The 23085-nt window shown below is 61.1% G+C and carries 26 protein-coding genes; 10 read left to right on the top strand and 16 right to left on the bottom strand.

Annotated features, from left to right (window positions below; translation table 11 throughout):
- Positions 1-14 precede the first annotated feature (14 nt).
- Both HMPREF3158_RS02880 and HMPREF3158_RS02875 read left to right on the top strand, forming a co-directional pair.
- Complete coding sequence (locus HMPREF3158_RS02880; protein ID WP_070497243.1) at positions 15-2120, top strand: PTS fructose transporter subunit IIABC; 2106 nt, start codon at positions 15-17, stop codon at positions 2118-2120.
- Positions 2121-2171: 51 nt separating this feature from the next.
- Complete coding sequence (locus HMPREF3158_RS02875; RefSeq protein ID WP_061923017.1) at positions 2172-2441, top strand: HPr family phosphocarrier protein; 270 nt, start codon at positions 2172-2174, stop codon at positions 2439-2441.
- An 89-nt stretch (positions 2442-2530) separates the two neighbouring features.
- On the opposite strand, the gene HMPREF3158_RS02870 is transcribed toward HMPREF3158_RS02875, so the two are convergent.
- The 3 genes from HMPREF3158_RS02870 to hflX form a co-directional block, all read right to left on the bottom strand.
- Entirely contained in the window at positions 2531-3529 is a 999-nt protein-coding gene (locus HMPREF3158_RS02870) for an HNH endonuclease signature motif containing protein (protein WP_070497241.1), read from the bottom strand.
- Positions 3530-3643: 114 nt separating this feature from the next.
- Positions 3644-4924 carry a uracil-xanthine permease family protein gene (locus HMPREF3158_RS02865; protein ID WP_070497239.1) on the bottom strand — a complete coding sequence of 427 codons (1281 nt, stop codon included), beginning with the start codon at positions 4922-4924 and terminating at the stop codon, positions 3644-3646.
- 30 nt (positions 4925-4954) lie between these two features.
- The gene (hflX, locus tag HMPREF3158_RS02860) at positions 4955-6409 is read right to left on the bottom strand and encodes a GTPase HflX (RefSeq protein WP_062038634.1); all 1455 of its coding nucleotides are present in this window, start codon (positions 6407-6409) and stop codon (positions 4955-4957) included.
- A 79-nt stretch (positions 6410-6488) separates the two neighbouring features.
- On the opposite strand from hflX, the gene HMPREF3158_RS02855 reads away from it, so the two are divergent.
- Both HMPREF3158_RS02855 and HMPREF3158_RS02850 read left to right on the top strand, forming a co-directional pair.
- Positions 6489-7265 carry a hypothetical protein gene (locus HMPREF3158_RS02855; protein ID WP_062038631.1) on the top strand — a complete coding sequence of 259 codons (777 nt, stop codon included), beginning with the start codon at positions 6489-6491 and terminating at the stop codon, positions 7263-7265.
- A gap of 22 nt (positions 7266-7287) precedes the next feature.
- Positions 7288-7803, top strand: coding sequence for a hypothetical protein (locus HMPREF3158_RS02850; protein WP_062038628.1), 516 nt, complete (start codon positions 7288-7290; stop codon positions 7801-7803).
- On the opposite strand, the gene dapF is transcribed toward HMPREF3158_RS02850, so the two are convergent.
- The 3 genes from dapF to HMPREF3158_RS02835 are packed head-to-tail and all read right to left on the bottom strand — an operon-like array spanning position 7800 to position 10128.
- Complete coding sequence (dapF, locus tag HMPREF3158_RS02845; protein WP_061923034.1) at positions 7800-8630, bottom strand: diaminopimelate epimerase; 831 nt, start codon at positions 8628-8630, stop codon at positions 7800-7802. The genes HMPREF3158_RS02850 and dapF overlap by 4 nt on opposite strands.
- Positions 8627-9529 carry a tRNA (adenosine(37)-N6)-dimethylallyltransferase MiaA gene (miaA, locus tag HMPREF3158_RS02840; RefSeq protein ID WP_062038625.1) on the bottom strand — a complete coding sequence of 301 codons (903 nt, stop codon included), beginning with the start codon at positions 9527-9529 and terminating at the stop codon, positions 8627-8629. Before miaA ends, dapF begins: the two co-directional genes overlap by 4 nt.
- Positions 9523-10128: a hypothetical protein gene (locus tag HMPREF3158_RS02835; protein ID WP_062038622.1), complete on the bottom strand. Its 606-nt coding sequence runs from the start codon at positions 10126-10128 to the stop codon at positions 9523-9525. The genes miaA and HMPREF3158_RS02835 overlap by 7 nt, the downstream gene beginning before the upstream one ends.
- Before the next feature lie 97 nt (positions 10129-10225).
- On the opposite strand from HMPREF3158_RS02835, the gene HMPREF3158_RS02830 reads away from it, so the two are divergent.
- Both HMPREF3158_RS02830 and HMPREF3158_RS02825 read left to right on the top strand, forming a co-directional pair.
- Positions 10226-11533, top strand: a complete 1308-nt coding sequence (locus HMPREF3158_RS02830; protein WP_062038620.1) for a DUF349 domain-containing protein — start codon at positions 10226-10228, stop codon at positions 11531-11533.
- A complete protein-coding gene (locus tag HMPREF3158_RS02825; protein ID WP_235591266.1) occupies positions 11523-12623 on the top strand; it encodes a GNAT family N-acetyltransferase in 1101 nt (366 codons plus the stop codon). The genes HMPREF3158_RS02830 and HMPREF3158_RS02825 overlap by 11 nt, the downstream gene beginning before the upstream one ends.
- 9 nt (positions 12624-12632) lie before the next feature.
- On the opposite strand, the gene HMPREF3158_RS02820 is transcribed toward HMPREF3158_RS02825, so the two are convergent.
- From HMPREF3158_RS02820 to HMPREF3158_RS02800, 5 genes are all read right to left on the bottom strand, one after another.
- Positions 12633-13226: an Rv2732c family membrane protein gene (locus HMPREF3158_RS02820; RefSeq protein WP_070497237.1), complete on the bottom strand. Its 594-nt coding sequence runs from the start codon at positions 13224-13226 to the stop codon at positions 12633-12635.
- Positions 13227-13237: 11 nt separating this feature from the next.
- A complete protein-coding gene (gene miaB / locus HMPREF3158_RS02815; RefSeq protein WP_082787701.1) occupies positions 13238-14758 on the bottom strand; it encodes a tRNA (N6-isopentenyl adenosine(37)-C2)-methylthiotransferase MiaB in 1521 nt (506 codons plus the stop codon).
- A 41-nt stretch (positions 14759-14799) separates the two neighbouring features.
- A complete protein-coding gene (gene recX / locus HMPREF3158_RS02810; RefSeq protein ID WP_062038613.1) occupies positions 14800-15396 on the bottom strand; it encodes a recombination regulator RecX in 597 nt (198 codons plus the stop codon).
- Complete coding sequence (recA, locus tag HMPREF3158_RS02805) at positions 15397-16530, bottom strand: recombinase RecA (protein ID WP_061923051.1); 1134 nt, start codon at positions 16528-16530, stop codon at positions 15397-15399.
- 210 nt (positions 16531-16740) lie between these two features.
- Positions 16741-16956 (bottom strand): DUF3046 domain-containing protein, encoded by a 216-nt coding sequence (locus tag HMPREF3158_RS02800; RefSeq protein ID WP_062038610.1) that lies wholly within the window; start codon positions 16954-16956, stop codon positions 16741-16743.
- A 117-nt stretch (positions 16957-17073) separates the two neighbouring features.
- Here HMPREF3158_RS02800 and HMPREF3158_RS02795 point away from each other — a divergent pair, with 117 nt between their 5' ends.
- The 3 genes from HMPREF3158_RS02795 to HMPREF3158_RS02785 are packed head-to-tail and all read left to right on the top strand — an operon-like array spanning position 17074 to position 18969.
- Positions 17074-17646 (top strand): biotin transporter BioY, encoded by a 573-nt coding sequence (locus HMPREF3158_RS02795; RefSeq protein WP_062038607.1) that lies wholly within the window; start codon positions 17074-17076, stop codon positions 17644-17646.
- Positions 17647-18339, top strand: coding sequence for an energy-coupling factor ABC transporter ATP-binding protein (locus HMPREF3158_RS02790; RefSeq protein WP_062038604.1), 693 nt, complete (start codon positions 17647-17649; stop codon positions 18337-18339).
- Positions 18340-18354: 15 nt separating this feature from the next.
- On the top strand, positions 18355-18969 hold the full coding sequence (locus HMPREF3158_RS02785) for an energy-coupling factor transporter transmembrane component T family protein (RefSeq protein ID WP_061923066.1): 615 nt from the start codon (positions 18355-18357) through the stop codon (positions 18967-18969).
- A 74-nt stretch (positions 18970-19043) separates the two neighbouring features.
- On the opposite strand, the gene HMPREF3158_RS02780 is transcribed toward HMPREF3158_RS02785, so the two are convergent.
- The 4 genes from HMPREF3158_RS02780 to pgsA all read right to left on the bottom strand — a co-directional run bounded on the left by HMPREF3158_RS02780 (position 19044) and on the right by pgsA (position 21500).
- On the bottom strand, positions 19044-19907 hold the full coding sequence (locus HMPREF3158_RS02780; RefSeq protein ID WP_061923070.1) for a PspA/IM30 family protein: 864 nt from the start codon (positions 19905-19907) through the stop codon (positions 19044-19046).
- Positions 19908-20041: 134 nt separating this feature from the next.
- A complete protein-coding gene (locus HMPREF3158_RS02775; RefSeq protein ID WP_061923073.1) occupies positions 20042-20401 on the bottom strand; it encodes a helix-turn-helix domain-containing protein in 360 nt (119 codons plus the stop codon).
- Positions 20402-20445: 44 nt separating this feature from the next.
- On the bottom strand, positions 20446-20919 hold the full coding sequence (locus HMPREF3158_RS02770; RefSeq protein ID WP_062038601.1) for a CinA family protein: 474 nt from the start codon (positions 20917-20919) through the stop codon (positions 20446-20448).
- Positions 20919-21500: a CDP-diacylglycerol--glycerol-3-phosphate 3-phosphatidyltransferase gene (gene pgsA, locus HMPREF3158_RS02765; protein ID WP_070497235.1), complete on the bottom strand. Its 582-nt coding sequence runs from the start codon at positions 21498-21500 to the stop codon at positions 20919-20921. The genes HMPREF3158_RS02770 and pgsA overlap by 1 nt, the downstream gene beginning before the upstream one ends.
- A gap of 67 nt (positions 21501-21567) precedes the next feature.
- Here pgsA and HMPREF3158_RS02760 point away from each other — a divergent pair, with 67 nt between their 5' ends.
- The gene (locus tag HMPREF3158_RS02760) at positions 21568-21861 is read left to right on the top strand and encodes a YciI family protein (protein WP_062038595.1); all 294 of its coding nucleotides are present in this window, start codon (positions 21568-21570) and stop codon (positions 21859-21861) included.
- Positions 21862-21864: 3 nt separating this feature from the next.
- Here the strand turns inward: HMPREF3158_RS02760 and HMPREF3158_RS02755 are convergent, their stop codons facing one another.
- Positions 21865-22983 (bottom strand): TerC family protein, encoded by a 1119-nt coding sequence (locus HMPREF3158_RS02755; protein ID WP_070497233.1) that lies wholly within the window; start codon positions 22981-22983, stop codon positions 21865-21867.
- Positions 22984-23085 lie beyond the last annotated feature (102 nt).

The following is a 23085-nucleotide window of genomic DNA, read 5'->3' as shown; positions in this document are numbered from 1 at the left end:
AAAGGAGTGCCCTCATGGCATCCAATCTCATCACGACAGACTTGGTCGCGTTGGACGCCGATTTCGGCGACAGTGTCGAATCTGTCATCACTAACCTTGCCACCCTGGTGCACGAGACGGGGCGCGCGACCTCCGCCGAGGGTCTCGCCCAACCGGCCATCGACCGCGAGGCCAAGGCTGGCACCGGCGTGCCCGGAGGCGTTGCTATTCCACACTGCCGCTCTGAGGTCGTAACCGAGCCAACGCTGGCCTTCGCGCGACTTTCCCGCGGTGTCGATTTCTCCGGTCCCGACGGCGACGCCAAGTTGGTCTTCCTCATCGCTGCCCCCGCCGGTGGCGGTAAGGCACACCTAAAGATCCTTTCCAAGTTGGCCCGCGCACTGGTCAAGAAGGACTTCCTAGAGGCGCTGCGTACTGCGGCGACCAAGGATGAAATCGTCAAGCTGGTGCTGGATGTGGTCAACGCGGAAAAGCCAAAGAAGCCCGCGAATTCTGCTTCCGCGGCGTCAACTTCCGCCGCTACGGCGGCGTCCGCTACCGCAACACCAACTACCGAGAACGCAGCCACCAACATCGTCGCGGTCACCGCCTGCCCCACCGGCATTGCGCATACCTACATGGCTGCCGACGCCCTGACCCAAACCGCGGCAGAGCGCACCGACATAAACCTCACCGTCGAGACCCAAGGCTCCTCGAATAACACCTCCGTCTCGCAATCGGTGATCGACGCCGCTGACGCCGTCATTTTCGCCACCGACGTCGGAGTCCGTGAACGCGAACGCTTCGTCGGCAAGCCCGTCATCGAATCCGGCGTCAAGCGCGCCATCAACGAGCCTGGCGTCATGCTCGATGCGGCGGTCGCCGCTGCCAAGAACCCGAATGCGCGGCGCGTGGCGGGAACGGCGACATCGGAAAGCGCGTCAGGAAGCGCATCAGGCAGCGGAGAAGAAGGCGAAGCACTCGGCTGGGGCAAGCGCATCCAGCAGGCGATCATGACCGGCGTGTCCTACATGGTGCCTTTCGTGGCCGCGGGCGGCCTTTTGCTCGCCCTCGGCTTCCTCTTCGGCGGATACGACATGGCCAACGGTTGGCAGGCGATTTCCACCAACTACTCGTTGACCAACCTGCCCGGCCACCAAGTTGAGGTCGACGGCGCGATGATGACCTTCGACCGCTCCGGCTTCCTGCTCTATATCGGTGCGGTGCTCTTTGCCATCGGCCAAGCAGCCATGGGCTTTATCGTTGCGGCACTGTCGGGCTATATCGCCTTCGCTTTTGCCGGCCGCCCGGGCATCGCTCCTGGTTTCGCCGGCGGCGCCATCGCCGTCACCCTCGGCGCGGGCTTCATCGGTGGCCTGGTCACCGGTCTTATCGCGGGGCTTATCGCCATGTGGATCGGCAACTGGAAGGTCCCCCGCTGGATCGGTTCCCTGATGCCGGTTGTCATCATTCCGCTGCTGACCAGCCTTATCACCGGTCTGCTGATGTACCTGCTGCTCGGAGCTCCGCTGGCCGCAATTATGGAAGGCCTGCAGAACTGGCTTTCTTCCATGTCCGGCTCGTCTGCCGTGCTGCTGGGCATCATCCTCGGGCTGATGATGTGCTTCGACCTGGGCGGCCCCGTCAATAAGGCGGCCTACCTGTTTGCCACCGCCGGCCTTTCCACCGGCGACCAGGCCTCCATGGAGATCATGGCTGCCGTCATGGCCTCCGGCATGGTTCCGCCGATTGCGCTATCGATTGCGACCTTCCTGCGCAAGAACCTGTTTACCCCGGCGGAGCAGGAAAACGGCAAGTCCGCGTGGCTACTCGGCCTCTCCTTCGTCTCGGAGGGCGCCATCCCATTCGCTGCCGCTGACCCATTGCGCGTCATCCCAGCGATGATGCTCGGTGGCGCCACCACCGGTGCACTGTCGATGGCCCTGAGCGTCGGTTCGCGTGCCCCACACGGCGGCATCTTTGTCTTCTTTGCCATCGACCCGGCCTGGGCTTATGTCGTGGCTATCGCGGCGGGCGTCGTGGTTTCCGCGCTGGCGGTCATTGCGCTGAAGCAGTTCTGGCCGAACAAGACCGTCGAGGAAGCAGCCGCCAAGGCGGAGGCTGCCAAGGCCGAGGCATAACGCGTACACTTGTTAACACGAAATCTCACATAGTCGAAAGGACTTATCATCATGGCATCTAAGACCGTAAAGGTTGGCTCTTCCGTCGGACTGCATGCACGTCCTGCGTCCATCATCGCAGACGCTGCAGAGGCTTATGACGAAGACATTCTGCTGACCCTCGTCGGCAGCGATGACGACGAAGAAACCGACGCAGCTTCCTCCCTGATGATCATGGCCTTGGGCGCTGAGCAGGGTGACGAAGTTACCGTTACCTCCGAGAATGCAGAAGCAGTCGAGAAGATCGCCGCTCTCATCGAGCAGGACCTCGACGCTTCCTAGCGTTAGCTTTAAAAGACTCCCGAGCTTTAAAGCTTGGGAGTCCTTTTTAAGTTTTGGGCATGCCAAAGCGCCCGCGCGTGGCGGGGGCTCTAGCTCACCGGCGAAGCCCACGGCGGCAACCAGGTGATTTTTCCGCGAATGCGAGCTAGCTTTCCACGGGAAGTTTTCGGCGAACTTCCAGGCGGAGAGTCGTCATTTATTCCGTTGTGATACGCACAGCAGGTTACGAGGTTTCCGATGTTCGTATCGCCTCCCCTAGCCCAAGCGGTGAGGTGATGGGCCTGCGCACTATCCGCCGGGTGATTACAGCCCGGCCACGCGCACGTGGGATTTTCGGCCGCGGCCAGCAGGCGCTGCTTTTCATTAGCAAACCGCCGCGTGCGATAAAGATTGACCGGCCCTTCATAAGGATGCACGAGGCTGACCAATCCATGCGCGGAAAGCACGCGGGAGACGAAATCCGCGCCAGAAATGCTCGCGCCGTTGGTCATGCGAAGCAGGATTTCCTCTCCGCCGCCTTGCGCGATTTCCACGAACTCATCCAGAGTGATGACGACGTGGGAGCCCGCCACCGGCTTGTGCGCACCGGAAAAGAATCCCTCATAAAAGGATTGGACGGGCGCTTCCGGTTTTAAGGCAGAGAAGATATCGGCAATCATGTCCTGCTTGCCGGTAACGGTCAGGGACCACAGCGCTTGGCGACGCCGCGTAATCCGCACCCCTTCCTGTGGTTGCTTGGCGTATTCTTTCGCCATCGCGCGGGCTTTTGCCTTCAGCTTGTCCGCGGGAAGGGTGCTGGCGCAGAGTGCTTCCCGTACTTTCCACTTATCGCGTTGGCGTGGGATGCGGGAAATGTAGCCTTCGATCATCGTCAGCGTGGACAGGCTATGCTCTGAGCGCTGCGCGTTGCGCTGGCGGCGCGAAGAGGAGGTGGGGCCAAAATAGATGCCCGCCAGATAGATAAGCTCGCGGGCCTGTAAGTTCGACGCGCCGAGCTGCACGAGCTGTGCTTCGCTGCGCCCGTGGGCGCCGGCAAGAATGGCCATGCCTGGCGCCTGGGCTGCGAGGAAGTCTGCTAGTGCGTTCATGGTTTTTGAGCCTAAAAAGCCCTCACCAAACCCCACAAGAGGCAATTTTTTTGCCTGTGGATAACTTCGCCGAATTCACCCCGAAAAGGGGCAAGATTGGTGACGTATCCCCTTTTAGTACTTGGCGCCCTTGCCCTCACCAAGGGTTTCGTAGAGCCACTTCGCCGCAGGGTAGACCACAATGACGCCGATGGAGCCCCAAGCGATGCCCTCGAGGGAAACGGAACCCACGTTCAACGTCAGGTTGCCGATACCCGCAATCAACGCCACCGCAGCACAGGTCAGGTTCACCGGATTGTTGAAGTTGACCTTGTTATCCATCCAGATGCGGATGCCCAGCATGCCGATGAGGCCGTAAAGTACGAGGGTCGCCCCGCCCAGCACACCGGTGGGGATGGTGAAAATCAGCGCGCCGAACTTCGGGATGAAGGCCAAGCAGATGGCGAAGACCGCAGCCACCCAGTAGGCCGCCGTGGAGTACACGCGAGTCGCGGCCATAACGCCGATGTTCTCGGCATAAGTTGTGGTGCCGGAACCGCCGAAGCCGCCGGCGATGGCGGTGCCGAGGCCGTCGGCGATAAGCGCGTCGCCAGCTAGGTCATCGAGGTCGCGCTTCGTCATCTCAGACACGGCCTTAACGTGGCCAATGTTTTCTGCAATCAGCACCACCAGCACTGGCAGCGCAACGGCGATGGCGGAGAACTTAAACTCCGGCGAGTGGAACTGCGGGAAGCCAATCCAGGCAGCATCGCGGATGGTCTGCGCGGTTCCTTCCGCCAGGTTTCCGGTAAGCGCCGCAAAGACCCAGCCCACGACGACACCGATGAGGATGCCCAAGCGGGAGACCATGCCGCGCCCGCCCACGGTTGCCAGGACGATAGCAGCCAGGGTAATCGCTGCAACGAGCGGCTGGGTCTGGAAGTTCGTCGTGGCCGCCGGCGCCAAGTTCAGGCCGATGAGCGCCACGATGGAACCGGTCACGGCCGGCGGCATCACCGCGTCCAGCACACGGCGCCCCGCAGCTTTCACCACGAAACCGACGGCCATCAACACTGCACCGGTCACCAAAATGGAACCGGCCTGCGCGCTGATGCCATACTGCTGCGACGCCGTCAGCGGTGCGATGAAGGCAAAAGAAGAGCCCAGGTAGGAAGGCAGGCGATTGCGGGTAATCAACAGGAACAAAATAGTGCTGATGCCCGAGAACAGCAGCGTCGTATTAACCGGGAAACCGGTCAAGGTGGGAACCAGCAACGTGGCGCCAAACATAGCCACCACGTGCTGCATGCCGATGCCGATAGTGCGGCCCCAGCTCAAGCGTTCTTCAGGCGCTACTACCGCGCCAGGTGCAATATTCTTACCATCGCCGTGCAGGCGCCAACCAAAAGTACTCACGAGCCTTCATTATGGCCCACCAGCGGCGTTTTAGGAAACTTCTTCCGCAACGTACTCCGCCAATTCGTGGGCAATGGAGGCAGGCAGGCGGACGTCGACAAGCGTGCCCTCCCCTGTGTACTCCTCGCCCAAAACAGTGCCTTCGGCATGCACACGGGAGACAACATCGCCGCGGGTAAAAGGCACCAGCAAACGCACGTGCGCATCGCGGGAGTTGAGAAAAAGCTCAACACGCGAGGTCAGCTCATCAATGCCCTCGCCGGTGTGCGCGGATACGTAGACCACGTTCTCGCGGTCGAGCACGTGGCGAATCTCAGCAAGCACCAGCGGATCGGCCTTATCGATCTTGTTGATGACGATAATCTCCGGCGGCGCCTGCTCGCCTGTTTCCTGCACGATGTCGTAGATGACCTTGTTGACAGCCTCGATCTGTTTCAGCGGGAACGGGTCGGAGCCATCGACCACGTGCAGCATGATATCTGCAGCCAAGACCTCCTCGAGGGTGGACTTGAAGGCCTCCACCAGCTGCGTGGGCAGGTGGCGCACGAAGCCGACGGTGTCGGTGAAGACGACTTGGCGGCCGTCGGCAAGCTCTGCGCGGCGGGTGGTTGGGTCAAGGGTGGCGAAAAGCGCGTTTTCCACCAGCACGCCTGCGCCGGTCATCGCGTTGATGAGGGAAGACTTGCCCGCGTTGGTGTAGCCGGCGATGGCAATTTGCGCGATTGTCGACGCCTGACGCTTCGAGCGTTTGATATCACGTGCGGTTTTCATTCCGCGCAGCTCTTTACGCAGGCGCGCCATCTCGGAGCGGATGCGGCGCCGGTCGGACTCAATCTTGGTCTCGCCGGGGCCGCGCAAGCCGACGCCGCCGTTAGAGCCCGCGCGGCCACCCGCCTGGCGCGAGAGGTTGCCGCCCCAACCGCGGGTATGGGTATAGAGGTATTCCAGCTGTGCAAGCGAGACCTGCGCCTTACCCTCTTTGGACTTCGCGTGTTGGGCGAAGATATCCAGAATCAGCATGGTGCGGTCAATGACCTTGGTGTTGAGCTCGCGCTCTAGGGCGGAAAGCTGGCCGGGCTGCAGTTCGCCGTCGCAGATGACGGTGTCGGCGCCGGTGGCTTCGACGATTTCTTTGAGTTCCTGGACCTTGCCACGGCCGATGTAGGTGCCAGGGTCGGGCTTTTCGCGCTTTTGGTAAATCGCTTCCACGACTTCGGCGCCGGCGGTCTCGGTCAGCGCGGCAAGCTCGGCCATGGTGGCCTCTACTTCGGCGACGGTGCCTTCGGTCCATACGCCCACGAGTACGACCTGCTCGAGGCGCAGCTTGCGGTACTCCACCTCATAGCCGTCGGTGGTGTCCTCAGCGCGGATGGTGGTGGAAACGCGGCGAAAGGCATTGCGCTCGGCTAGGTCGAGGTCGCCCGTGGTGGGCTGGAATTCCTCACCAAAAGCCTGCGCGAGAAGTTCTTCGTGATTTTCGTTCATGTTGCTTTTATTCTTGCACGTCGCAGGCTTAAAACCCCAATTTTTAGTAGCTAAAGTCTGCGGAGATACAATAGCCACTATGACCGAAACTTCCCCCGCCTCCACTGCCAATACTGAGATGCAGGCAATTGGCCTGAACTTTGTGCGTTGGCAAGACGCCGTTGAGGCAGCCATTTCCACCAACCAGCTCACCGTCACCGGCGAGATCCGCGACGGTCAGCTCATCCAATTCGCGGACCCGTCCGGTGCGCAGATCAATATCCTCGCGGTCGAGCCTTTTGCCACCTACATCGGTTTCGATTCCGTAACGCAGGGCTTTGCGCATGTGTCCATGGTCAACGACGTGCTGGCTTTCATGGAAATCCTGGACCCATTCGGCACCGTTCTCGCACAGGCCACCGCTAACCTCGCGCAGGGTCCGCTGCTGGCAGACGAAGAAACCCAGCCGTGGCAGCAGGTAGGCCTTAGCGTCATGGGCTTCGGCGTGAAACGCTATGCCTCCGCCGCAGACTACGAGGCGGAGTTTGATACTTACCCGGCGGCCTTCGAGTCTGAAGGCGCAGAGATTGTCGCGAAGGGTTCCGGCGCAGCGGCGCCTACCCCGGGCTGCCGATTCGCCGCCCGCGTGATGGAATCCGAGTGGCGCGAAAACCAGCTTACCGGCGAAAAGTTCATGCACCTGGTCATGGACGGCGTCTTCCCGTTCGACCTCTGCTTACCGGCCAGCTTCGGTAAGCTTCCCGCCAAGGATGAAGTTCTGGCTGGAACTGGTATGCTGACGGCTTCAATCGAAATGCCCACCGGCGGCTGCGGCTCCGACGGCGGCTGCTCCTGCGGTTCTGGCGGATGCCACTAAATAAAACGAAGAAGGGCCAGGTATGGACTCGACAGGGCGTCATATGCTCGCCGTCACCCTCGCGGTGGTGGCAGCCGTTGCGCTCATCGTGACCCTGAAACTGCCTGGCCTTTTCATTTCGCTCTTGGTGGCAGGCGCCATATGGCTTTTCGCCTCTGCACGTCCCGACGCCTCCGAGCACGCCGCCCTGCGCACCTCCATCGATCTTTCCGCGGACGATATCCGCGACGTGATCGCTGAATTCGACGCCTTCTGCAATTCGCAAAATACCGATGCCATTGCAGACCGCACTTTGCACCGCCCCGCGCTGCTGGATCTGGATTGCACGGATCCCACCATCGAGGCCTTCCGCTACGAATTAAACGGCGCCAAGCGATTTTTAAGCCGCTTGGACATCCGCGTATACCGCACAGACATCGAAACCGACGAGCTGGAATCCCTCTTAAGGGTTACCGATGACCGCGCCACCGAGCTGCGCGAGACCTGGCTCGCCGCCCGCCGCGCGGCCCTTTCCCTCGGCACGCACTACAAAGACTAAAGCGCGGTCTCGCCAGTTGCCACGATGCGCGAAGGGCCGGTAAGACGCGAGTCTTCGTCAAAGATCTCCACTTCCACCGTGCCGCCGGGAACATGGACGCTGACGGTGCCGGTGCCGTAGCCGGCGTCGGCAAGCGCGGCGCATGCGGCCGCCACGGTGCCGGTGCCGCAAGAGCGGGTCTCTCCGACGCCGCGTTCGAAGACACGCATGGAAACGGCGCCTTCAGCAAGCTGAGTCAGCACCTCAACGTTGACTCCCTCGGGAAAGAAGGACTCATCGAAAGTCGGCTGCTCGAAGGTCATCTCGGCCAGGCCTTCTGCCGAAAGCCCCGGGATGACCGCTGCCAGGTGCGGATTGCCCACGTCGACACCGAGGCCCGCAAAGCTCTCGCCTGCCATCGACGCCGTGGAAACTCCGGTTACCCGCGCAGCACCCATCTCCACGCTAACCTGCGCCTCGAACTCATCGAAGGAATGCACCGTCACCGTTTTCGCACCGGCACGGGTGCCGACGGTGAAGGTATCGGCCTGCACCAAGCCGCGGGAGCGCACCCAGTGGGCAAAGACGCGAGTGCCGTTGCCACACATTTCGGCGACGGAACCATCGGCGTTGCGGTAGTCCATGAACCAATCCTCGTCCGCGATGCCGTCTGCGAGCGGCTCCCTCAGCGCTCCCGCGCGGACCACGCGCAGCAGGCCATCGCCGCCGATTCCGGCGCGGCGATCGCACAGGCGCTGCACGCGCTCGGGGCTAAGCTCTAGCTGGCCGTCATGGTCTTCGATAATGACGAAATCGTTTTCCGTACCGTGTCCCTTGGCAAATTTCATGCCTCAATAATACGCAGCGCCTGCCCACGAGTATCGGCGGCCGCATTCAGCCAGTTGATGCGCTTGTCGCGGTTAAACCAAGAGCGTTGGCGGCGCACGTAGCGCCGCGTTCCGGTAATCGTGCGCTCTATGGCTTCGTCCCAGGTCAGTTCTCCTCGCTGAGCTTGGAATACCTGCGCATAGCCGATGGCGCGGCCGGCAGTGGAATCTTCTACGAGGCCTTGTGTTTGCAGGCGCTCGACCTCCGTTACGAGCCCGCGTTCGAACATGCGTCGGCTGCGCAGCTCGATGCGCGGGTTGAGCCAATCTGCTTGCGTGCGCAGGCCCAGCAGCAGCATGTTCCAGCGCGGCGGCGCGTCCTTCGGCGGCTGGCTGGCCTTGAAGGGTTTGCCGGTTAGCTCGATGACCTCCAGCGCACGGACGGTGCGCCGCGGGTCTTTGTCCTCGATGATGGCGGCCGCGGCCGGATCTACTTCTGCAAGCTCCGCGTGCAGCTTATCGACGCCGATTTCCACCCTCCGCTGCTCATACTTCGCGCGAACTGCAGGGTCGGTGGGTGGAAACTGCCAGTCGTCGACGAGCGCCTGGACATAGAGCATCGAGCCACCCACGAGGATGGGCGTTTTGCCGCGGGCCATGATCGCCTCGACGTCGGCAATGGCGTCTGCCTGATAGCGCGCGACGGAGGCCTTCTCCGTGACCTCCCAGACGTCAAGCTGGTGGTGCGGGATGCCCTCGCGTTCTTCCATCGTGAGCTTCGCCGTGCCGATGTCCATGCCGCGGTAGAGCTGCATGGAATCGACGTTGACAACCTCGCCGTCTAGCTCATGCGCGAGCTGCACGCCCAAGTCACTTTTACCCGAACCCGTAGGCCCTACGACTGCGATTGGTCTTAGCATTGCCACCCCGCCACGTATCGTCCAACGCCCAGCGTCGAATCCGCCGCGCGCAGTTCCGCTTTTACCGGCCGCAGCGCCGCGAGCTCTGCCCACAGAGCAGTCTCTTCGACGCCGGCGGCCCGCAGCTTTTCTTCATCGCAGCTTTCGTCCGCGCCCGCTAGCAGGGATTCGCACCACTGGGCGGCCGCAGGGGCGGCGTCGATAAGCGCGAGCGGCGCGCGTTGGGTAAGCCCGGCACTGCCGTCTACGCACACTATGGTGAGAACGCCCGCGCGTGGGGTGCCCAGGTGCTCGCGGACCTCGCCCACGCGATAATCCGGACCGCCTGCAAGCATGTAGCGCGCCATAAGCTCCGGCAGGTAATTGCCCTCGCCCAGCTGCACGCTCGGGGCACCCCACGCGCGCAGGGAACCTGTATGTGCCGTATGCCAGCGTGCATCCCTGGAGCCAACGATGTCTAACACCAGCTCCTCATTGGCCGACGCGTATTCGCGGACCAGCTGCCGAGCTGCGCCTAATAGCGCGCGGCTAGGGGCATCTGCGGGAGATAATTCCTCCGCCAAGGCCGGCGAGGAAGGCATAATCAAAAGATTTAACATTGCTCAACTCATCCTAATGCAGGAGAAGGTACTGTTAGGGAGAACACTCTAGGCAGCCGTGACGCGCGGCGCGACTTTCATAAAGGCGGTTTCAACCATGTCTATCCCAACCCCAGGTGCAATGCCCAAGAAGGGTGCTCGTCCAGGCCCTCGCCCGGGCGCACAGCCGGCGGCTAAGGTCGCAAAGAATGATCCGGCCAAATGGGGCCGCGTGGAGGAAGACGGTTCCGTCTTCGTCAATGCTCCCGAAGGCGAGCGCAAGATTGGCGAGTGGCAGGCCGGCACCCCGGCTGAGGGCTTGGCGCACTATGGTGCCCGCTACGATGACCTTTCCACCGAGATTGAGCTGCTGGAAACACGTTTGAAGGCGCACCCGGGCGAGGCGGAAACCATCAAGGCCACCGCCGCGGAGCTGCGGGAGTCTTTGCCTACCGCTGCCGTTATCGGCGATATTGCGGCCTTGGACAAGCGTTTGGGCGCTGTCATCGAGCACTCCGTAAGCGCCGGCGAGCAGGCGCAGGCCGATAAAGCGCGCCGCCGCACGGAAGGCATCGCGGCCAAGGAGAAGCTCGCGGCAGAGGCCGAGGACATCGCAGCGAACTCCACCGAGTGGAAGGCCGCGGGAGATCGCATCCGCGCCATCCTCGAGGAGTGGAAGCAGATTCGCGGAATCGACCGCAAGACTGACGACGCCCTCTGGAAGCGCTACTCGCGAGCACGCGACTCCTTTAATAGGCGTCGTGGAGCGCACTTCGCGGAGCTAGACCGCAATCGCGCGGCGGCCCGCAAGCGCAAGGAAGAGCTCGTCGAGCGCGCCGTGGCGCTGCAGGATTCCACCGACTGGGCAGCCACCGCGCGCGCCTACCGTGACCTGATGACCGAGTGGAAGGCCGCCGGCCGCGCCCCGCGCGAGGCCGATGACAAGCTGTGGGCTCAGTTCCGCGCTGCGCAGGACCACTTCTTCTCCGCTCGCAACGCCGTCAACGACGAGCGCGATAAGGAATTCGCCGCCAACGCGCAGGCGAAGGACGCCCTGATTGCGGAATACGACTCACAGATCGATCCTTCCAAGTCCATCGAGGCCGCTAAGGCGAAGCTGCGCGAGCTGCAAGAAAAGTGGGAGGAAATTGGATTCGTCCCACGCAACCAGGTCCGTGAATACGAGGCCAAGATTGAGGCCCTGGAAAAGCGCGTTTCCGCCGCGGAGGATTCCGAGTGGCGTCGTACCGACCCCGAAGCTCAGGCACGCGTGGCGCAGTTCCAGTCCAAGGTCGACGATCTAAACGCGCAAGCCGACGCCGCCGCTGCCAAGGGCAACGCCAAGAAGGAGCAGGACCTGCGCGCCCAGGCCGCGCAGTGGCAGGAGTTCGCGGACGCAGCGGCAGCTGCTGTAAATGACAAATAATTTGCTCGTCCAGATTGTCCCCGGCCGCGGAGAGCCAGCAGATTGCGTCCGTAGCTTCGTCTTCGACGCGAACCTGTATGCGCAGGAGGCCAGCGGTGACCCAGCCGCATCTTCTGCGCCTTCGCGGGTGGTCCAGCGCCTGCAGGGCTCGAACGAGTCGCAGACCTATCTCTTTGGGCTAACTTCTCCTACCCCACTGGAGGTGGGCGCGCTGGGCTTGCCCACTATTTCCGCGGTGGAGCCCAGCCCGGAGTTGGATTTCGACGGCTTCATCCATATCTCGCTGCCTCTTCTTGAAGAAACACAGAATGCGGAAATCGAGTGCGTTCTCGCGGCGGGCCTGCTGCCCATGCCCGGCGAGGAGCTGTCCGCGGAAGCGTACGGGGTAGCCGAGCAGCTTGTCGACGCCGCCCTCGACCTGGCCCATAGGCTCGGCCGCAGCGTCGCACAGGTAGGCATGCTCTACCCTGCCGATGCGGACTACTCTTATGACCCGTTCTCGGGCCCGTATATCGCGCGGGGCTTTGCACAAAAGCACGCCGAGCACCAGATGTTCGTGGAGTTTCCGGATACGCCGGCGCGGCCTTTCCCGGTGGCCTCGCGTAAATTTCACGTCTTTGCCGACTATGACATCCCCGCTGAGTATCTGGATGACATCCTGGAGCTTTTGACCGTGGCCTCCACGGATGCGGTCTACGGCGATTTGAGCACCGAGCCTATTTATTGGACCGCGCAGCGTTTGGAGGAGGCGCATCGCAGGCTGCGGGCACGGCGCTCGCATACTCTTCTGGTTGCGGTCGAGGAAGCCGGGCGTATCGTGGCGCTGACGGAGCTTTCCCGGCACGCGGATGCGGACCCGGAGGTCTGTGAGTGGACGCTGACGGTCACCGCCCGCGATAGGCGTCGACGCGGACTGGCCACGGCTGCGAAACTGCACGCACTGCACGAGGTCGCGCGGTGGTGGCCGGACGCGCGCCGGGCATATTGCTCGGTAGCGGATGAGGACCCGGCGATGAACCGCATCTATAAGCACCTAGGTGCGAAGGTTATTTCCACGTCCTCAGCCTGGGAGCTGCATCTCCGGAGTTAAATTCGGGGCTTAACGCTTGTGCGCTCGGCGGCGCCGGTCGTCGATAAGCAGCGGATTCTCCTCCGGAGGAAGTGTGGTCGCGGCCTCCGTCTGCAGGACGCCGACTTGATCGAGGCAGCTGGCTGCGGCGCGGGCCTTTTCGGCCGCTGCAATTTGCTCGGGGCTGCGCCTAAAGGCCACGCGGCAGTACGCCAAGAATGCAATCAGGCTAGCGAGCACGCCGACCCACATGCCGATGGAGGCACCGTCCGCGGTCGAGCCGCGGTACCAGAAGCCCCAGAGGTTAAGAAACAGCGAGATTGCCACCAGCATCCATGCAGCAAGACCGAAGTTTAAGCGGCGGGTGATGGCGGTGAGGCTGGTCAGCACGCCGATGCCCAGCAGGGCACACCACCCCGAGATGCTCTCCATGATGGATATTTTCACACTCGTGCTGCCCAGACCAAGAACCTCCCAGCCCTGAGCGGAGCCGGCATAAGGCAGAACCAGGTACGCCACCCACGCGACAACCGCTACGATGAGCGCGGTTTTGTAGCCTCCCAGTTCCATCTTCTGGGCGGCAGCGCGCTCGGCGGCGTGGGCGGTGTCGTACTGATTGCTCATGAAATACTCCTTTAGCAGCCGCAGGAATCTTGGGTGGCGGGGGCGCCAACCTGCGGTAGCCCCAAACCTACGCCGATAGGCGCGGTGGTTGGGGTCTGCCCCGCTGCGGACATGTCGCCGGCCTTAGTGCGGCGGTGCTCGGTAACGCCGGAGTCAGCCACGAGGAAGAAGGAACCGGAATCGGTAACGGTGGTATGCACGACGTCGCCTGGGCGGATATCTGCGCTGATGTCGGTCCCGGCGGCGTCGATAGGCGCAAAGTGCACGAGGCGGCCGTCGCGGGAACGTCCGGTCAGGCGGTGAGTTTTGTCAGCCTTGCGGCCGCCCTCGGCCTGCACCAGCAGCTCAACGTCGGTGCCAACCAGCTTCGCATTCTCCTCGGCCTGGATGGAGTCTTGCAGCGCGACGAGGCGCTCGAAGCGCTCCTGCACGATGTGCTTCGGGACCTGCTTTTCCATCTCCGCCGCCGGGGTACCCGGGCGCGGCGAATACTGGAAGGTAAAAGCGGAGGCAAAACGGGCGCGTTTTACCACTTCCATGGTGGCCTCGAAGTCCTCTTCGGTCTCGCCTGGGAAGCCGACGATGATGTCGGTGGTGATGGCCGCATGCGGCATCTTCTCGCGGACTTCATCCAGGATGGCGAGGAACTTCTTCGAACGATAAGACCGGCGCATCTCCTTCAAGATGCGGTCGGAGCCAGACTGCAGCGGCATGTGCAGCTGCGGGCACACGGCTGGGGTCTCGGCCATGGCGTCGATGACGTCGGAAGTAAATTCTGCCGGGTGCGGCGAGGTAAAGCGCAAACGCTCCAAGCCCTCGATCTTTCCCACCTCGCGCAGCAGCTTCGAGAACGCGAACTTATCGCGCGGCAGGTCAGGGTCTGCAAAATTCACGCCATAAGCGTTGACGTTTTGGCCCAGCAGCGTGACCTCGGAGACGCCTTGGTCTACCAGCGCCTTGACTTCGGCCAGGATGTCGCCTGGGCGGCGGTCCTCTTCCTTACCACGCAGGGAAGGAACGATGCAGAAAGTACAGGTGTTGTTACAGCCCACCGAGACCGAGACCCAGCCGGCGTAGGCAGACTCACGCTTTGCAGGGAGCACGGAAGGGAAAGCCTCGAGGGAATCAACGATTTCCACCTGGGCCTCGTCATTGTGGCGCGCGCGTTCGAGCAGCGTAGGAAGGGCACCCATGTTGTGGGTACCAAAGACCGCATCGACCCATGGCGCGTTATCGAGGACGGTGTCTTTGTCCTTTTGCGCCAAGCAGCCGCCCACGGCAATCTGCATGCCGGGGTGGTTCTCCTTGGTCTTCTTCAATGCGCCCAGGGTGCCGTATAGGCGCTTATCTGCGTTCTCACGCACCGCGCAGGTGTTAAAGACGATGAGGTCGGGCTCGTCGCCGGAGTCGACTGCGCAGTAGCCTGCCTCCTCCAGCAAGCCGGAGATGCGCTCGGAATCGTGCACGTTCATCTGGCAGCCAAAAGTACGCACTTCGTAGGTGCGGGGCGCCTCAGTCTGGGGATTACTCACGTCGGGTCATTCTATCGGCCAAAGCAGCCAACTCATAAACCCTAGGATTCCAGCTCCGCGATGCGCGCATCCAGCGCCGCAATGGCAATCCGCATGGACATGCCTTGGTTGAAACCGCGCCGCGCCAGCACGCCTACGATGCGGCGCAAGTATTTATCACGCTCCGCCCGATCCGTCGGCGCCGTTTTCACAGAGCGCGCCTTCTTTACCGCCAAGGCCTGGGCAATGGACTCCTCAGATTCCTCCGTCACCTGCTCCAAGGCCTCACCCCGCAGGGCTTGGGACACACCCTTTTCCTGCAGCTCGCGGTCTAGCACGCGCGCGGATTTACCTCTGCGGGCATGGCGCTGGCGCACCCACTCTTTGGCAAAGGTGGCGTCGTCAAGCAGGCCCACGTGCGTTAGGTCATCGAGGACCATCTCCACTACCTCGGCGTCGAATTCGAGGGCAAGGAGGCGATCACTTAATTCCTTACGCGAACGCGCGCGCTGATCCAGCAGCAACAGCGCGCGGGAGCGCACCTTGGCTTTGGCTTCTTCTGCTTCGGCATCAAAAAGCCCGCCTCCAGCGGCGCCGGATTCATATTCGGCAAGCGCCTGGCGAAGCTTTTCGAGCTTTTCTGGGGCGGGCTTTGACATTTAGTCGTCGTCGAAGTCGACGTTCGGAACCAAATCGACGGCGTCATCCGTCAAGGAATCGTCCGCACCGGGCACGTCCATGTGGACTTCCTCTCCCGTCGCGGCCGCGGCGCCGATGCCCAGCTTGGTGAAGATCTTCTTCTCGATCTCATCAGCCAGGTCCTTGTTTTCCTTCAGGAAGTTACGGGCCTTCTCCTTACCCTGCCCCAGCTGGTCACCCTCGTAGGTAAACCAGGAACCGGACTTCTTGATAAAGCCGTGCTCCACGCCAAGGTCGATGATGGAGGACTCACGCGAAATACCCTCGCCGTACATGATGTCGAACTCGGCGATCTTGAAAGGCGGGGAAACTTTGTTCTTCACAATCTTGATCTTGGTGCGGTTACCAATCGCATCCTGGCCATCCTTAAGCGTCTGGATGCGGCGGATATCGCAGCGCACGGAAGCGTAGAACTTCAGCGCCTTACCACCGGTGGTGGTCTCCGGGGAGCCGAACATGACGCCGATCTTCTCGCGCAACTGGTTGATGAAGATGGCGGTGGTGCCGGAGTTGTACAGCGCGCCGGTCATCTTGCGCAGCGCCTGGGACATCAGGCGGGCCTGCAGGCCGACGTGGGAGTCACCCATCTCACCTTCGATTTCCGCCTTCGGGGTAAGGGCCGCGACGGAGTCGATAACGATGATGTCGATAGCACCGGAACGCACGAGCATGTCGGCGATTTCCAGCGCCTGCTCACCGGTATCCGGCTGAGAAACCAGCAGGTTATCCGTATCCACGCCCAAAAGGCGAGCGTACTCAGGGTCGAGGGCGTGCTCGGCGTCGATAAACGCAGCGATGCCGCCTTCCTTCTGCGCAGACGCAATCGCGTGCAGCGCAACGGTGGTCTTACCCGAGGACTCCGGGCCGTAAATCTCCACGATGCGCCCGCGCGGGAATCCGCCGATGCCCAGTGCGATGTCGATGGCGGTGTTACCGGAGGAAATCGCGCGGATTGGGGGACGCTCGTCGTCACCAAGGCGCATAACAGCACCCTTACCGAAATCCTTCTCAATCATCGCCATCGCGGCGTCGAGCGCCTTCTGGCGGTCATCTCCCTTGCCCGCCGCAGCGGTGGACTTCTTCTTCGTTGCCATTTTTAATTCCTAACGTTGATTTACCTGCGCATCCCACAGGCTCATTGATTTAGACTGCCAAACCGCACCTACGGTTCCGCAACAAAAGCTAAGCTAGCGCCGACGCCCGACACCCCAAACCACCTTACACACAAGTGTTCGAAACTAAAATACAAACCCTGCGTGTCCGCCCGGTTTTTAACTCACAAGTCTTCGAATGCGTTCGAACAACTAGAGCGTGGGATAGTCCACGCCCAGGCGGCGGTTTTCCGGAACACCAAAATCATCGCACAGGCCTTCCCACACCTCGCCTGGGTCTACCCCGCGTTCGATGAGCTCGTCGGCGGTTTCACCGTATTTAGCCAGCACGTGGGAGTGGCTTATCCACTTGCCTTCGGATTCACCGAATTCATCGACTATCAGTTGGTGATACTCCGTCAATCGCATGCCCGCTATCCTACAGGCCGAACTTCCAAGCCCCAGTCCCTGCTCAACACACCCGCCTGAACGCCGTTCAAAAGGCGAGTTTCCCAGCCGCAATGCCAGGCGTGTAATCTGCCCAACATGAAGAAGAACTCTGTCGCGGGCGACATCGCTTACGTTGCCGTCTTTACCGCTCTCATTATTGTCTTCGCGTTTGTTTCGATCCCCAGCCCGGTCTCCGGCGTTCCGATCGTTTTGCAGAACGCCGTCATCACCCTTGCCGGCCTGATTTTGGGCGGGCGCCGTGGCTTCTACGTAGGCCTACTTTTCATCGTTCTAGGCCTCGTTGGCCTACCGGTCCTGGCAGGCGGCCGCAGCGTTTTGAGCGCACTGGCCGGGCCTACTGTGGGCTACATCGCGGGCTATGTCATCTCCCCTGCCGTAGGCGGCGCGATTGCTTACCGCGCCCCGCGCAACAAGGCCGGCATGTCCATCGTCATTGCGCTCGCGGGCATCGTCAGCCTGCTCGTGCAATACACCTGCGGCACCATCGGCATGGCCTTGCGCGCGGGCATGGGCTGGGGCGAGGCCGCACTCGCACAGATTCCATTCCTGGGCCCTGACGCACTAAAGCTAGCGGTCATGGTCGTTATCGCGATTGGCGTGCACGCGGCGTTTCCGGATCTGATGGGACGCAAGCCCAAGAAGGCATAAATGTCCACCATCGAGTTCCAGAACGTCAGCGTCGCTTTCGACGAGGAAGAGGTTTTAAGCGATATAAACCTCACGCTTTCTGAGCAGCGCATTGCCATCATCGGCGCGAACGGCGGAGGTAAGTCCACGCTCACCCGCCTCATCAATGGCCTAGGCGAGCCCACCTCGGGCACCGTGCTTGTCGACGGCGCGGATGTCGCCCGCCACGGAAAAGAAATCCGCCGCAAGGTCGGTTTTGTATTCTCCGATGCGGAGAACCAAATTGTGATGCCGAACGTGCGTGACGACGTCGCCTTTTCGCTGCGTCGGCTAAAGCTCAGCAAGGCCGAGCGGAACGCGCGCGTGGATGCTGCGCTGGAGCGCTTTGGGCTACGCGAGCTGGCAGACCAGTCGCCGCATACGCTTTCTGGCGGGCAAAAGCAGCTGCTGGCTTTGGCCGCGGTCCTCGTGATGGAGCCGGTGCTTATCATCGCCGACGAACCCACCACTCTTTTGGACCTGCGCAACCGCGACCGCATCCGCCGCGAGTTTGCGCGCCTGGAGCAGCAGCTTATCGTGGTCACGCACGACTTGGATTTCATCCACGATTTCGACCGAGTCATTTGCATCGATGAGCACCGCATTGCTGCCGACGGCGCGCCCGCTGAGGTCATCGAGTTCTATCGCTCCCTGATGGCCTCCCGCCCGCTGTAGAAAAGGGAGACATTCGTGCCACAGAATATTCCGCTTGGGTTTTATGTCGATGCCGATACCTTCATCCACCGCTTGCCGGCGTGGGTGAAATTTGTGGTGCTCATCGCTTTCATCATCAGCACCACGATTTTTGCAAAGACCATTCCCGTAGCCGTGGGTTGCGCGGTAGTCGCGCTTGCGGTCTACCCGCTCGCGCGTATCCCTGCGCGCGTGGCCTGGAACCAGCTTTATCCCCCGCTCTATTTGCTCGTAGCGCTGGCGGCGCTGCAATGGTGGCAGCAAGACCTTGAAACGGCGGTGACTACTTTCTTTAGCATTTATGCCGCCATCGTCGCGGCAGTGCTCCTCACGCTGACTACTAAGGTCTCGGAGATGATGGAGTCTTTTGAGAAGGCGCTCGCGCCTCTTGGCAAGCTGGGGCTGCCGGTGGAAAACATCAGCCTGGCGATGTCACTTACGATCCGCCTCCTGCCGCTGATGCTCGGCACGGTTCAAGAGGTCATGGACGCCCGCAAGGCCCGCGGTGCGGGCACTTCCCTGCTGGCTTTCGGTACTCCGGTGGTCATCCGTTCGATACGCCGCGCCCGAGCCATGGGCGAGGCACTCCAAGCCCGCGGCGTGGGCGACTAGATACAGACTAGATACCGTCTAGATCCACAAAGACCCTCGAAAGAAGTTCTCGAGGGTCTTCTTAAAACTAGAGGCTACTGCTCGCCGCGCAGTTCGCGCAGGCGGGCCTGGACGGCGTCATCAGCAGCGGCGTTTGGCTGCGCCGCCTGGTCCGCTGCAGAACCAGCGGTGCGGTTGCCCTCGATTGCCTGCTGGGAGTTGCCCTCAACGGCCTTGGAGGAACCCATCTCTGCACGGATCTGCTCCAGACGGGAGTGGCCAGCCAGCTGCACGCCTGCCTGCTCCACCTCGTGCATGCGGTTAGCCACGGAGTTCTCCGCCAGCTCCGCCTGGCCCAGGGCCTTGGTGTAGCGGCGCTCAATCTTGTCACGGACGGAATCCAAAGACGGAGTGTTGCCGTTAGCAGTCATCTCGTTCATGGAGTTGAGAGACTCGGAGACCTTCTCCTGCATCTTCGCCTGCTCGAGCTGGGAAAGCAGCTTGGAACGCTCGTTGACCTTTTCACGCAGGGCCATGCCATTGCGCTCGACGGCCTTCTTGGCCTGCTCTGCCTGCTGAAGGGCTTGATCGTGGAGCTTCTTGGTGTCTTCCACAGACTGCTCTGCGGTAACCAGCTGTGCGGCGAAGGCCTCTGCGGCGTTCTCGTACTCGGTGGCCTTGGTGTTATCGCCTGCAGCGCGAGCCTTATCAGCAAGCTCCAGCGCCTGGCGGGTATTGCCCTGCAGCTTCTCAATCTCATTCAGGCGGCGGTTGAGCTGCATCTCCAGCTGACGCTGGTTACCGATGACAGCAGCTGCCTGCTGCGAAAGCTCCTGGTGCTGGCGCTGTGCGTCCTCGATGGCCTGCTCGATCTGTACCTTGGGATCAGCGTTTTCTTCGATCTTGGAATCGAAGAGTGCCATCAGGTACTTCCATGCCTTGGAAAATGGATTCGCCATTAGTGTGTTTAAGCCTTCCTAAGTTGCGTTTAACGCGTGACTAAAAGTGTTTCGTTACCCCACCAATACTAACGAAATCCGCGCCCCACTGTGGTGCCCGAAGGCATAAAGTTCACTGTGAGACGCGGAGAGTTTTAAAGCTCCGAAGCAGCAGGTGCGGTGGTTGCCAGTTCCTCGTCCATGGACGGCAGCGCCATGAAACCTGCAGCCTCAATCAAGACGTCAGAAACGCTGACCTCTAGAGCGTGGCAGACGGAGGCCAAAAGCTCGGAGGAAACTTCCTTGCGGCCGCGCTCGAGCTCCGAAAGGTAGCCTGGGGAAACACGCGCGACGCTAGCAAGTTCGCGCAGGGTCACGCCCTTGTCGGCGCGGAATGCGCGAAGGGTCAGCCCCAGAGCCTCACGCAGCAGCGGCTCCGGCGCGCGTTTGGGAGCCTCAACAGCACCTGCCGAGGCGTTGAAAGGCTTTTCAAGAAGTGCAGTAGTAGTGTTCATCAATCTGTACAACGGCGCTGCGGCCGGCTTTGTTCCCGAGAATCTTAATTTTCATTCAAAGTTGATAGAAGCAGGCTCAAGACCTCTTCCACAGCGGCTTCACGGATCGCGTTACGGCTGCCCGATAGCTGCTCCAGTTGTATGCCACGGGCAGGAACCCCGGGGCCAACGATGCCCACGAAGACCGTTCCCGCGGATTTGCCCTCTTGCGGGTCAGGTCCTGCCACGCCTGTCAGCGATAGCCCCCAGTCCGCGCCGGTCTCACGCACCGCAGCCTCGGCCATCGCCTGCGCAGTTTTGGCAGAGACCACTCCCTGGGCTTCCAGCTCCTCGACCGGAACCGACAAGAAGTGAGACTTCACCTCAGTGGCATAAGTTACTAATCCACCGCGCAAGACTGCCGACGCCCCCGGCACCGCAGCGAGCGTGGCCGCCGCTAGGCCCGCAGTCAAGGACTCGCAGAAGGATACGGTCTGGTGGCGGTTGCGCAGGGCATCGACAAGCGCGGGCGCAGACATCAGGAGTTCTGCTTCCTACCGTCGATGAGGTACTGCACGCCCGTTACCACGGTGACCACGACGGCGATAAGCATGACCACGAAGGAAGGAATGTCCATCCAGCTCGGCAGCGGGCACAGGTACATCGCCACGGCAAGAGACTGCAGGACGGTCTTGAGCTTGCCACCTTTAGACGCTGGGACAACCTTGCCCTGGCGCAGAAGGCCCATGCGCCAGAAGGTGATGCCGAATTCGCGGACAAGGATGACCACGGTGACCCATACCGGCAAAACGCCGATGATGTTAAGGCAGACGAAGGCCGCGGTCATTAAGGCTTTGTCTGCGATAGGGTCGGCGATTTTGCCGAAGTCGGTGATGAGGCCACGGGAACGGGCGATGTCGCCATCGAGTTTGTCCGTAATCATCAACGCGGCGAATACACCAAACGCCCACCAGTCGTGGCCGGCCAGCACCAACCAGACGAATACGGGGATGAATAAGATGCGCAAGCTCGTCAGGATATTGGGTAGATTCCAGTTGGAAACGTGGGGATTTACATCCGACGCCGCCGCCGTTTTCTGCCGAGCCCTAGAGTGATTCACGGACTTTATCCTACCTGTCCTATTAAAGCCGCTGCGGCAAACTCCCCCATCTCTTTAAGATAAGTTCATGAAATACTTCGCAGTCAGCTACGAATACAACCCGCAAAATCCAGCCATCGCGGAAAACCGCCCAGCGCACCGCGAATTCATCGGTGGCCTAAATGAAAAAGGCATCATTTTAGGCTCCGGCCCCTTTACTGATTCCAAGGGCGGTGCGCTCATCGTTTTACAATTTGCCGATGAGGCCACCGAGGTTGCCGAAGCCATCAAAATTATGGACCAAGATCCATTCTTTGTCTGCGGCGCTGTTACCGCGCGCGCATTCCGGGAGTGGAACCCGGTGATTAACTCTTTTGCTTAAAGGTTAGGGCAGTTCGGTCTCTGGCAGATCGGCTGCCTTACCGACGAACTCGCCCGACTTGGTGCGGACGATCTTGTTGCCCTCTTCGTCCCAGTCATAGTGGTTGTGGGACACGGTGATGCCGCCCTGCGCTTCGTCGCGCTTGTTCTTAAGGACAGAAGCCGCGACGGTAAGCCCCAGCACGCCGACGATGACGAGCAGGGAGACCAAGGTCGGAATCTCTGGAATGCCGCCGACGTTTTCACCGCCATTCACGAACGGCAGGTTGTTCTCGTGCAGCGCGTGGAAGAGCAGCTTCACGCCGATGAAGCCCAGGATGATACCCAAGCCATAAGGCAGGTAAACCAAGCGCTCGAGCAGGCCATCGATGAGGAAGAACATCTGACGCAGGCCCATTAGCGCGAAGGCGTTGGTACTAAAGACCAGGAACGGCTCCGAAGTAATGCCGTAGATGGCTGGGATGGAGTCGAAGGCGAACATGACGTCGATAAGCCCGATGGCGACCAGTGCCACGAACAAAGGCGTCAGAGCCAGCTTGCCCTTCTTCGGGCCGGACTCCTCGCGGTGAGTGAGCTTGTCACCGTGGTAGCGCGGGGTGACGTGGATGACCTTGCGCAGCCACTTGATGATCAGCATGTCATTCGGGTCAGTCTCTTCGGCATCGGTGACCTCGTCCACGATGAGCTTGACCGCGGTGTAGATGAGGAAGATTGCGAACAGATAGAACACGTCGGACCACGCCTGGATGATCGCAGCACCGAGCATGATGAAGATGAGGCGGAATAGCAGCGCCAACACGATGCCGATGAGCAGCACCTTCTGCTGGAAGCGGCGCGGAATCTTGAACGCGCCCATGATCAGTGCGAACACGAAGAGGTTATCCACGCTCAACGCCTGTTCGGTTATCCAACCGGTAAAGAACTGGATGGCGTGCTCATGATCCCACAACGCCCACACGATACCACCAAAGATGACGGCCATGCCCATGTAGAACAAGGTCCAGAAGCCGGATTCCTTCATGGAGGGCTCGTGCGGCGAACGCACGTGGCTCAAGAAGTCAAAGATGAAAAAGCCGAGGATGACGGCGATGGTTAGTATCCAAATCCACAAAGGGACATGCATATAGAAATATCCTCCGGTCGAGTAAGAAAAGATTTGACCGGAGGTCTCCCCCAACTCGTCTACTGCGAGCCAGCGAGACCGGGAACTCATTTCCCTGCGGAG

This window comes from Corynebacterium sp. HMSC06G04, from assembly GCF_001807365.1.
In the GTDB taxonomy this organism is placed as follows: Bacteria; Actinomycetota; Actinomycetes; order Mycobacteriales; family Mycobacteriaceae; genus Corynebacterium; species Corynebacterium simulans.
The sequence above is the reverse complement of the archived record's forward strand: the minus strand, read 5'-3'. Positions and strand labels throughout refer to the sequence as shown.

Excerpts from the sequence above, each read along its gene's own strand:
- HMPREF3158_RS02880 (WP_070497243.1), top strand. The coding sequence starts at position 15 with ATGGCATCCAATCTCATCACGACAGACTTGGTCGCGTTGGACGCCGAT.
- HMPREF3158_RS02875 (WP_061923017.1), top strand. The coding sequence starts at position 2,172 with ATGGCATCTAAGACCGTAAAGGTTGGCTCTTCCGTCGGACTGCATGCA.
- HMPREF3158_RS02870 (WP_070497241.1), bottom strand. The coding sequence starts at position 3,529 with ATGAACGCACTAGCAGACTTCCTCGCAGCCCAGGCGCCAGGCATGGCC.
- hflX (WP_062038634.1), bottom strand. The coding sequence starts at position 6,409 with ATGAACGAAAATCACGAAGAACTTCTCGCGCAGGCTTTTGGTGAGGAA.
- HMPREF3158_RS02855 (WP_062038631.1), top strand. The coding sequence starts at position 6,489 with ATGACCGAAACTTCCCCCGCCTCCACTGCCAATACTGAGATGCAGGCA.
- HMPREF3158_RS02850 (WP_062038628.1), top strand. The coding sequence starts at position 7,288 with ATGGACTCGACAGGGCGTCATATGCTCGCCGTCACCCTCGCGGTGGTG.
- dapF (WP_061923034.1), bottom strand. The coding sequence starts at position 8,630 with ATGAAATTTGCCAAGGGACACGGTACGGAAAACGATTTCGTCATTATC.
- miaA (WP_062038625.1), bottom strand. The coding sequence starts at position 9,529 with ATGCTAAGACCAATCGCAGTCGTAGGGCCTACGGGTTCGGGTAAAAGT.
- HMPREF3158_RS02835 (WP_062038622.1), bottom strand. The coding sequence starts at position 10,128 with ATGTTAAATCTTTTGATTATGCCTTCCTCGCCGGCCTTGGCGGAGGAA.
- HMPREF3158_RS02830 (WP_062038620.1), top strand. The coding sequence starts at position 10,226 with ATGTCTATCCCAACCCCAGGTGCAATGCCCAAGAAGGGTGCTCGTCCA.
- HMPREF3158_RS02825 (WP_235591266.1), top strand. The coding sequence starts at position 11,523 with ATGACAAATAATTTGCTCGTCCAGATTGTCCCCGGCCGCGGAGAGCCA.
- HMPREF3158_RS02820 (WP_070497237.1), bottom strand. The coding sequence starts at position 13,226 with ATGAGCAATCAGTACGACACCGCCCACGCCGCCGAGCGCGCTGCCGCC.
- recX (WP_062038613.1), bottom strand. The coding sequence starts at position 15,396 with ATGTCAAAGCCCGCCCCAGAAAAGCTCGAAAAGCTTCGCCAGGCGCTT.
- recA (WP_061923051.1), bottom strand. The coding sequence starts at position 16,530 with ATGGCAACGAAGAAGAAGTCCACCGCTGCGGCGGGCAAGGGAGATGAC.
- HMPREF3158_RS02800 (WP_062038610.1), bottom strand. The coding sequence starts at position 16,956 with ATGCGATTGACGGAGTATCACCAACTGATAGTCGATGAATTCGGTGAA.
- HMPREF3158_RS02795 (WP_062038607.1), top strand. The coding sequence starts at position 17,074 with ATGAAGAAGAACTCTGTCGCGGGCGACATCGCTTACGTTGCCGTCTTT.
- HMPREF3158_RS02790 (WP_062038604.1), top strand. The coding sequence starts at position 17,647 with ATGTCCACCATCGAGTTCCAGAACGTCAGCGTCGCTTTCGACGAGGAA.
- HMPREF3158_RS02780 (WP_061923070.1), bottom strand. The coding sequence starts at position 19,907 with ATGGCGAATCCATTTTCCAAGGCATGGAAGTACCTGATGGCACTCTTC.
- HMPREF3158_RS02775 (WP_061923073.1), bottom strand. The coding sequence starts at position 20,401 with ATGAACACTACTACTGCACTTCTTGAAAAGCCTTTCAACGCCTCGGCA.
- HMPREF3158_RS02770 (WP_062038601.1), bottom strand. The coding sequence starts at position 20,919 with ATGTCTGCGCCCGCGCTTGTCGATGCCCTGCGCAACCGCCACCAGACC.
- HMPREF3158_RS02760 (WP_062038595.1), top strand. The coding sequence starts at position 21,568 with ATGAAATACTTCGCAGTCAGCTACGAATACAACCCGCAAAATCCAGCC.
- HMPREF3158_RS02755 (WP_070497233.1), bottom strand. The coding sequence starts at position 22,983 with ATGCATGTCCCTTTGTGGATTTGGATACTAACCATCGCCGTCATCCTC.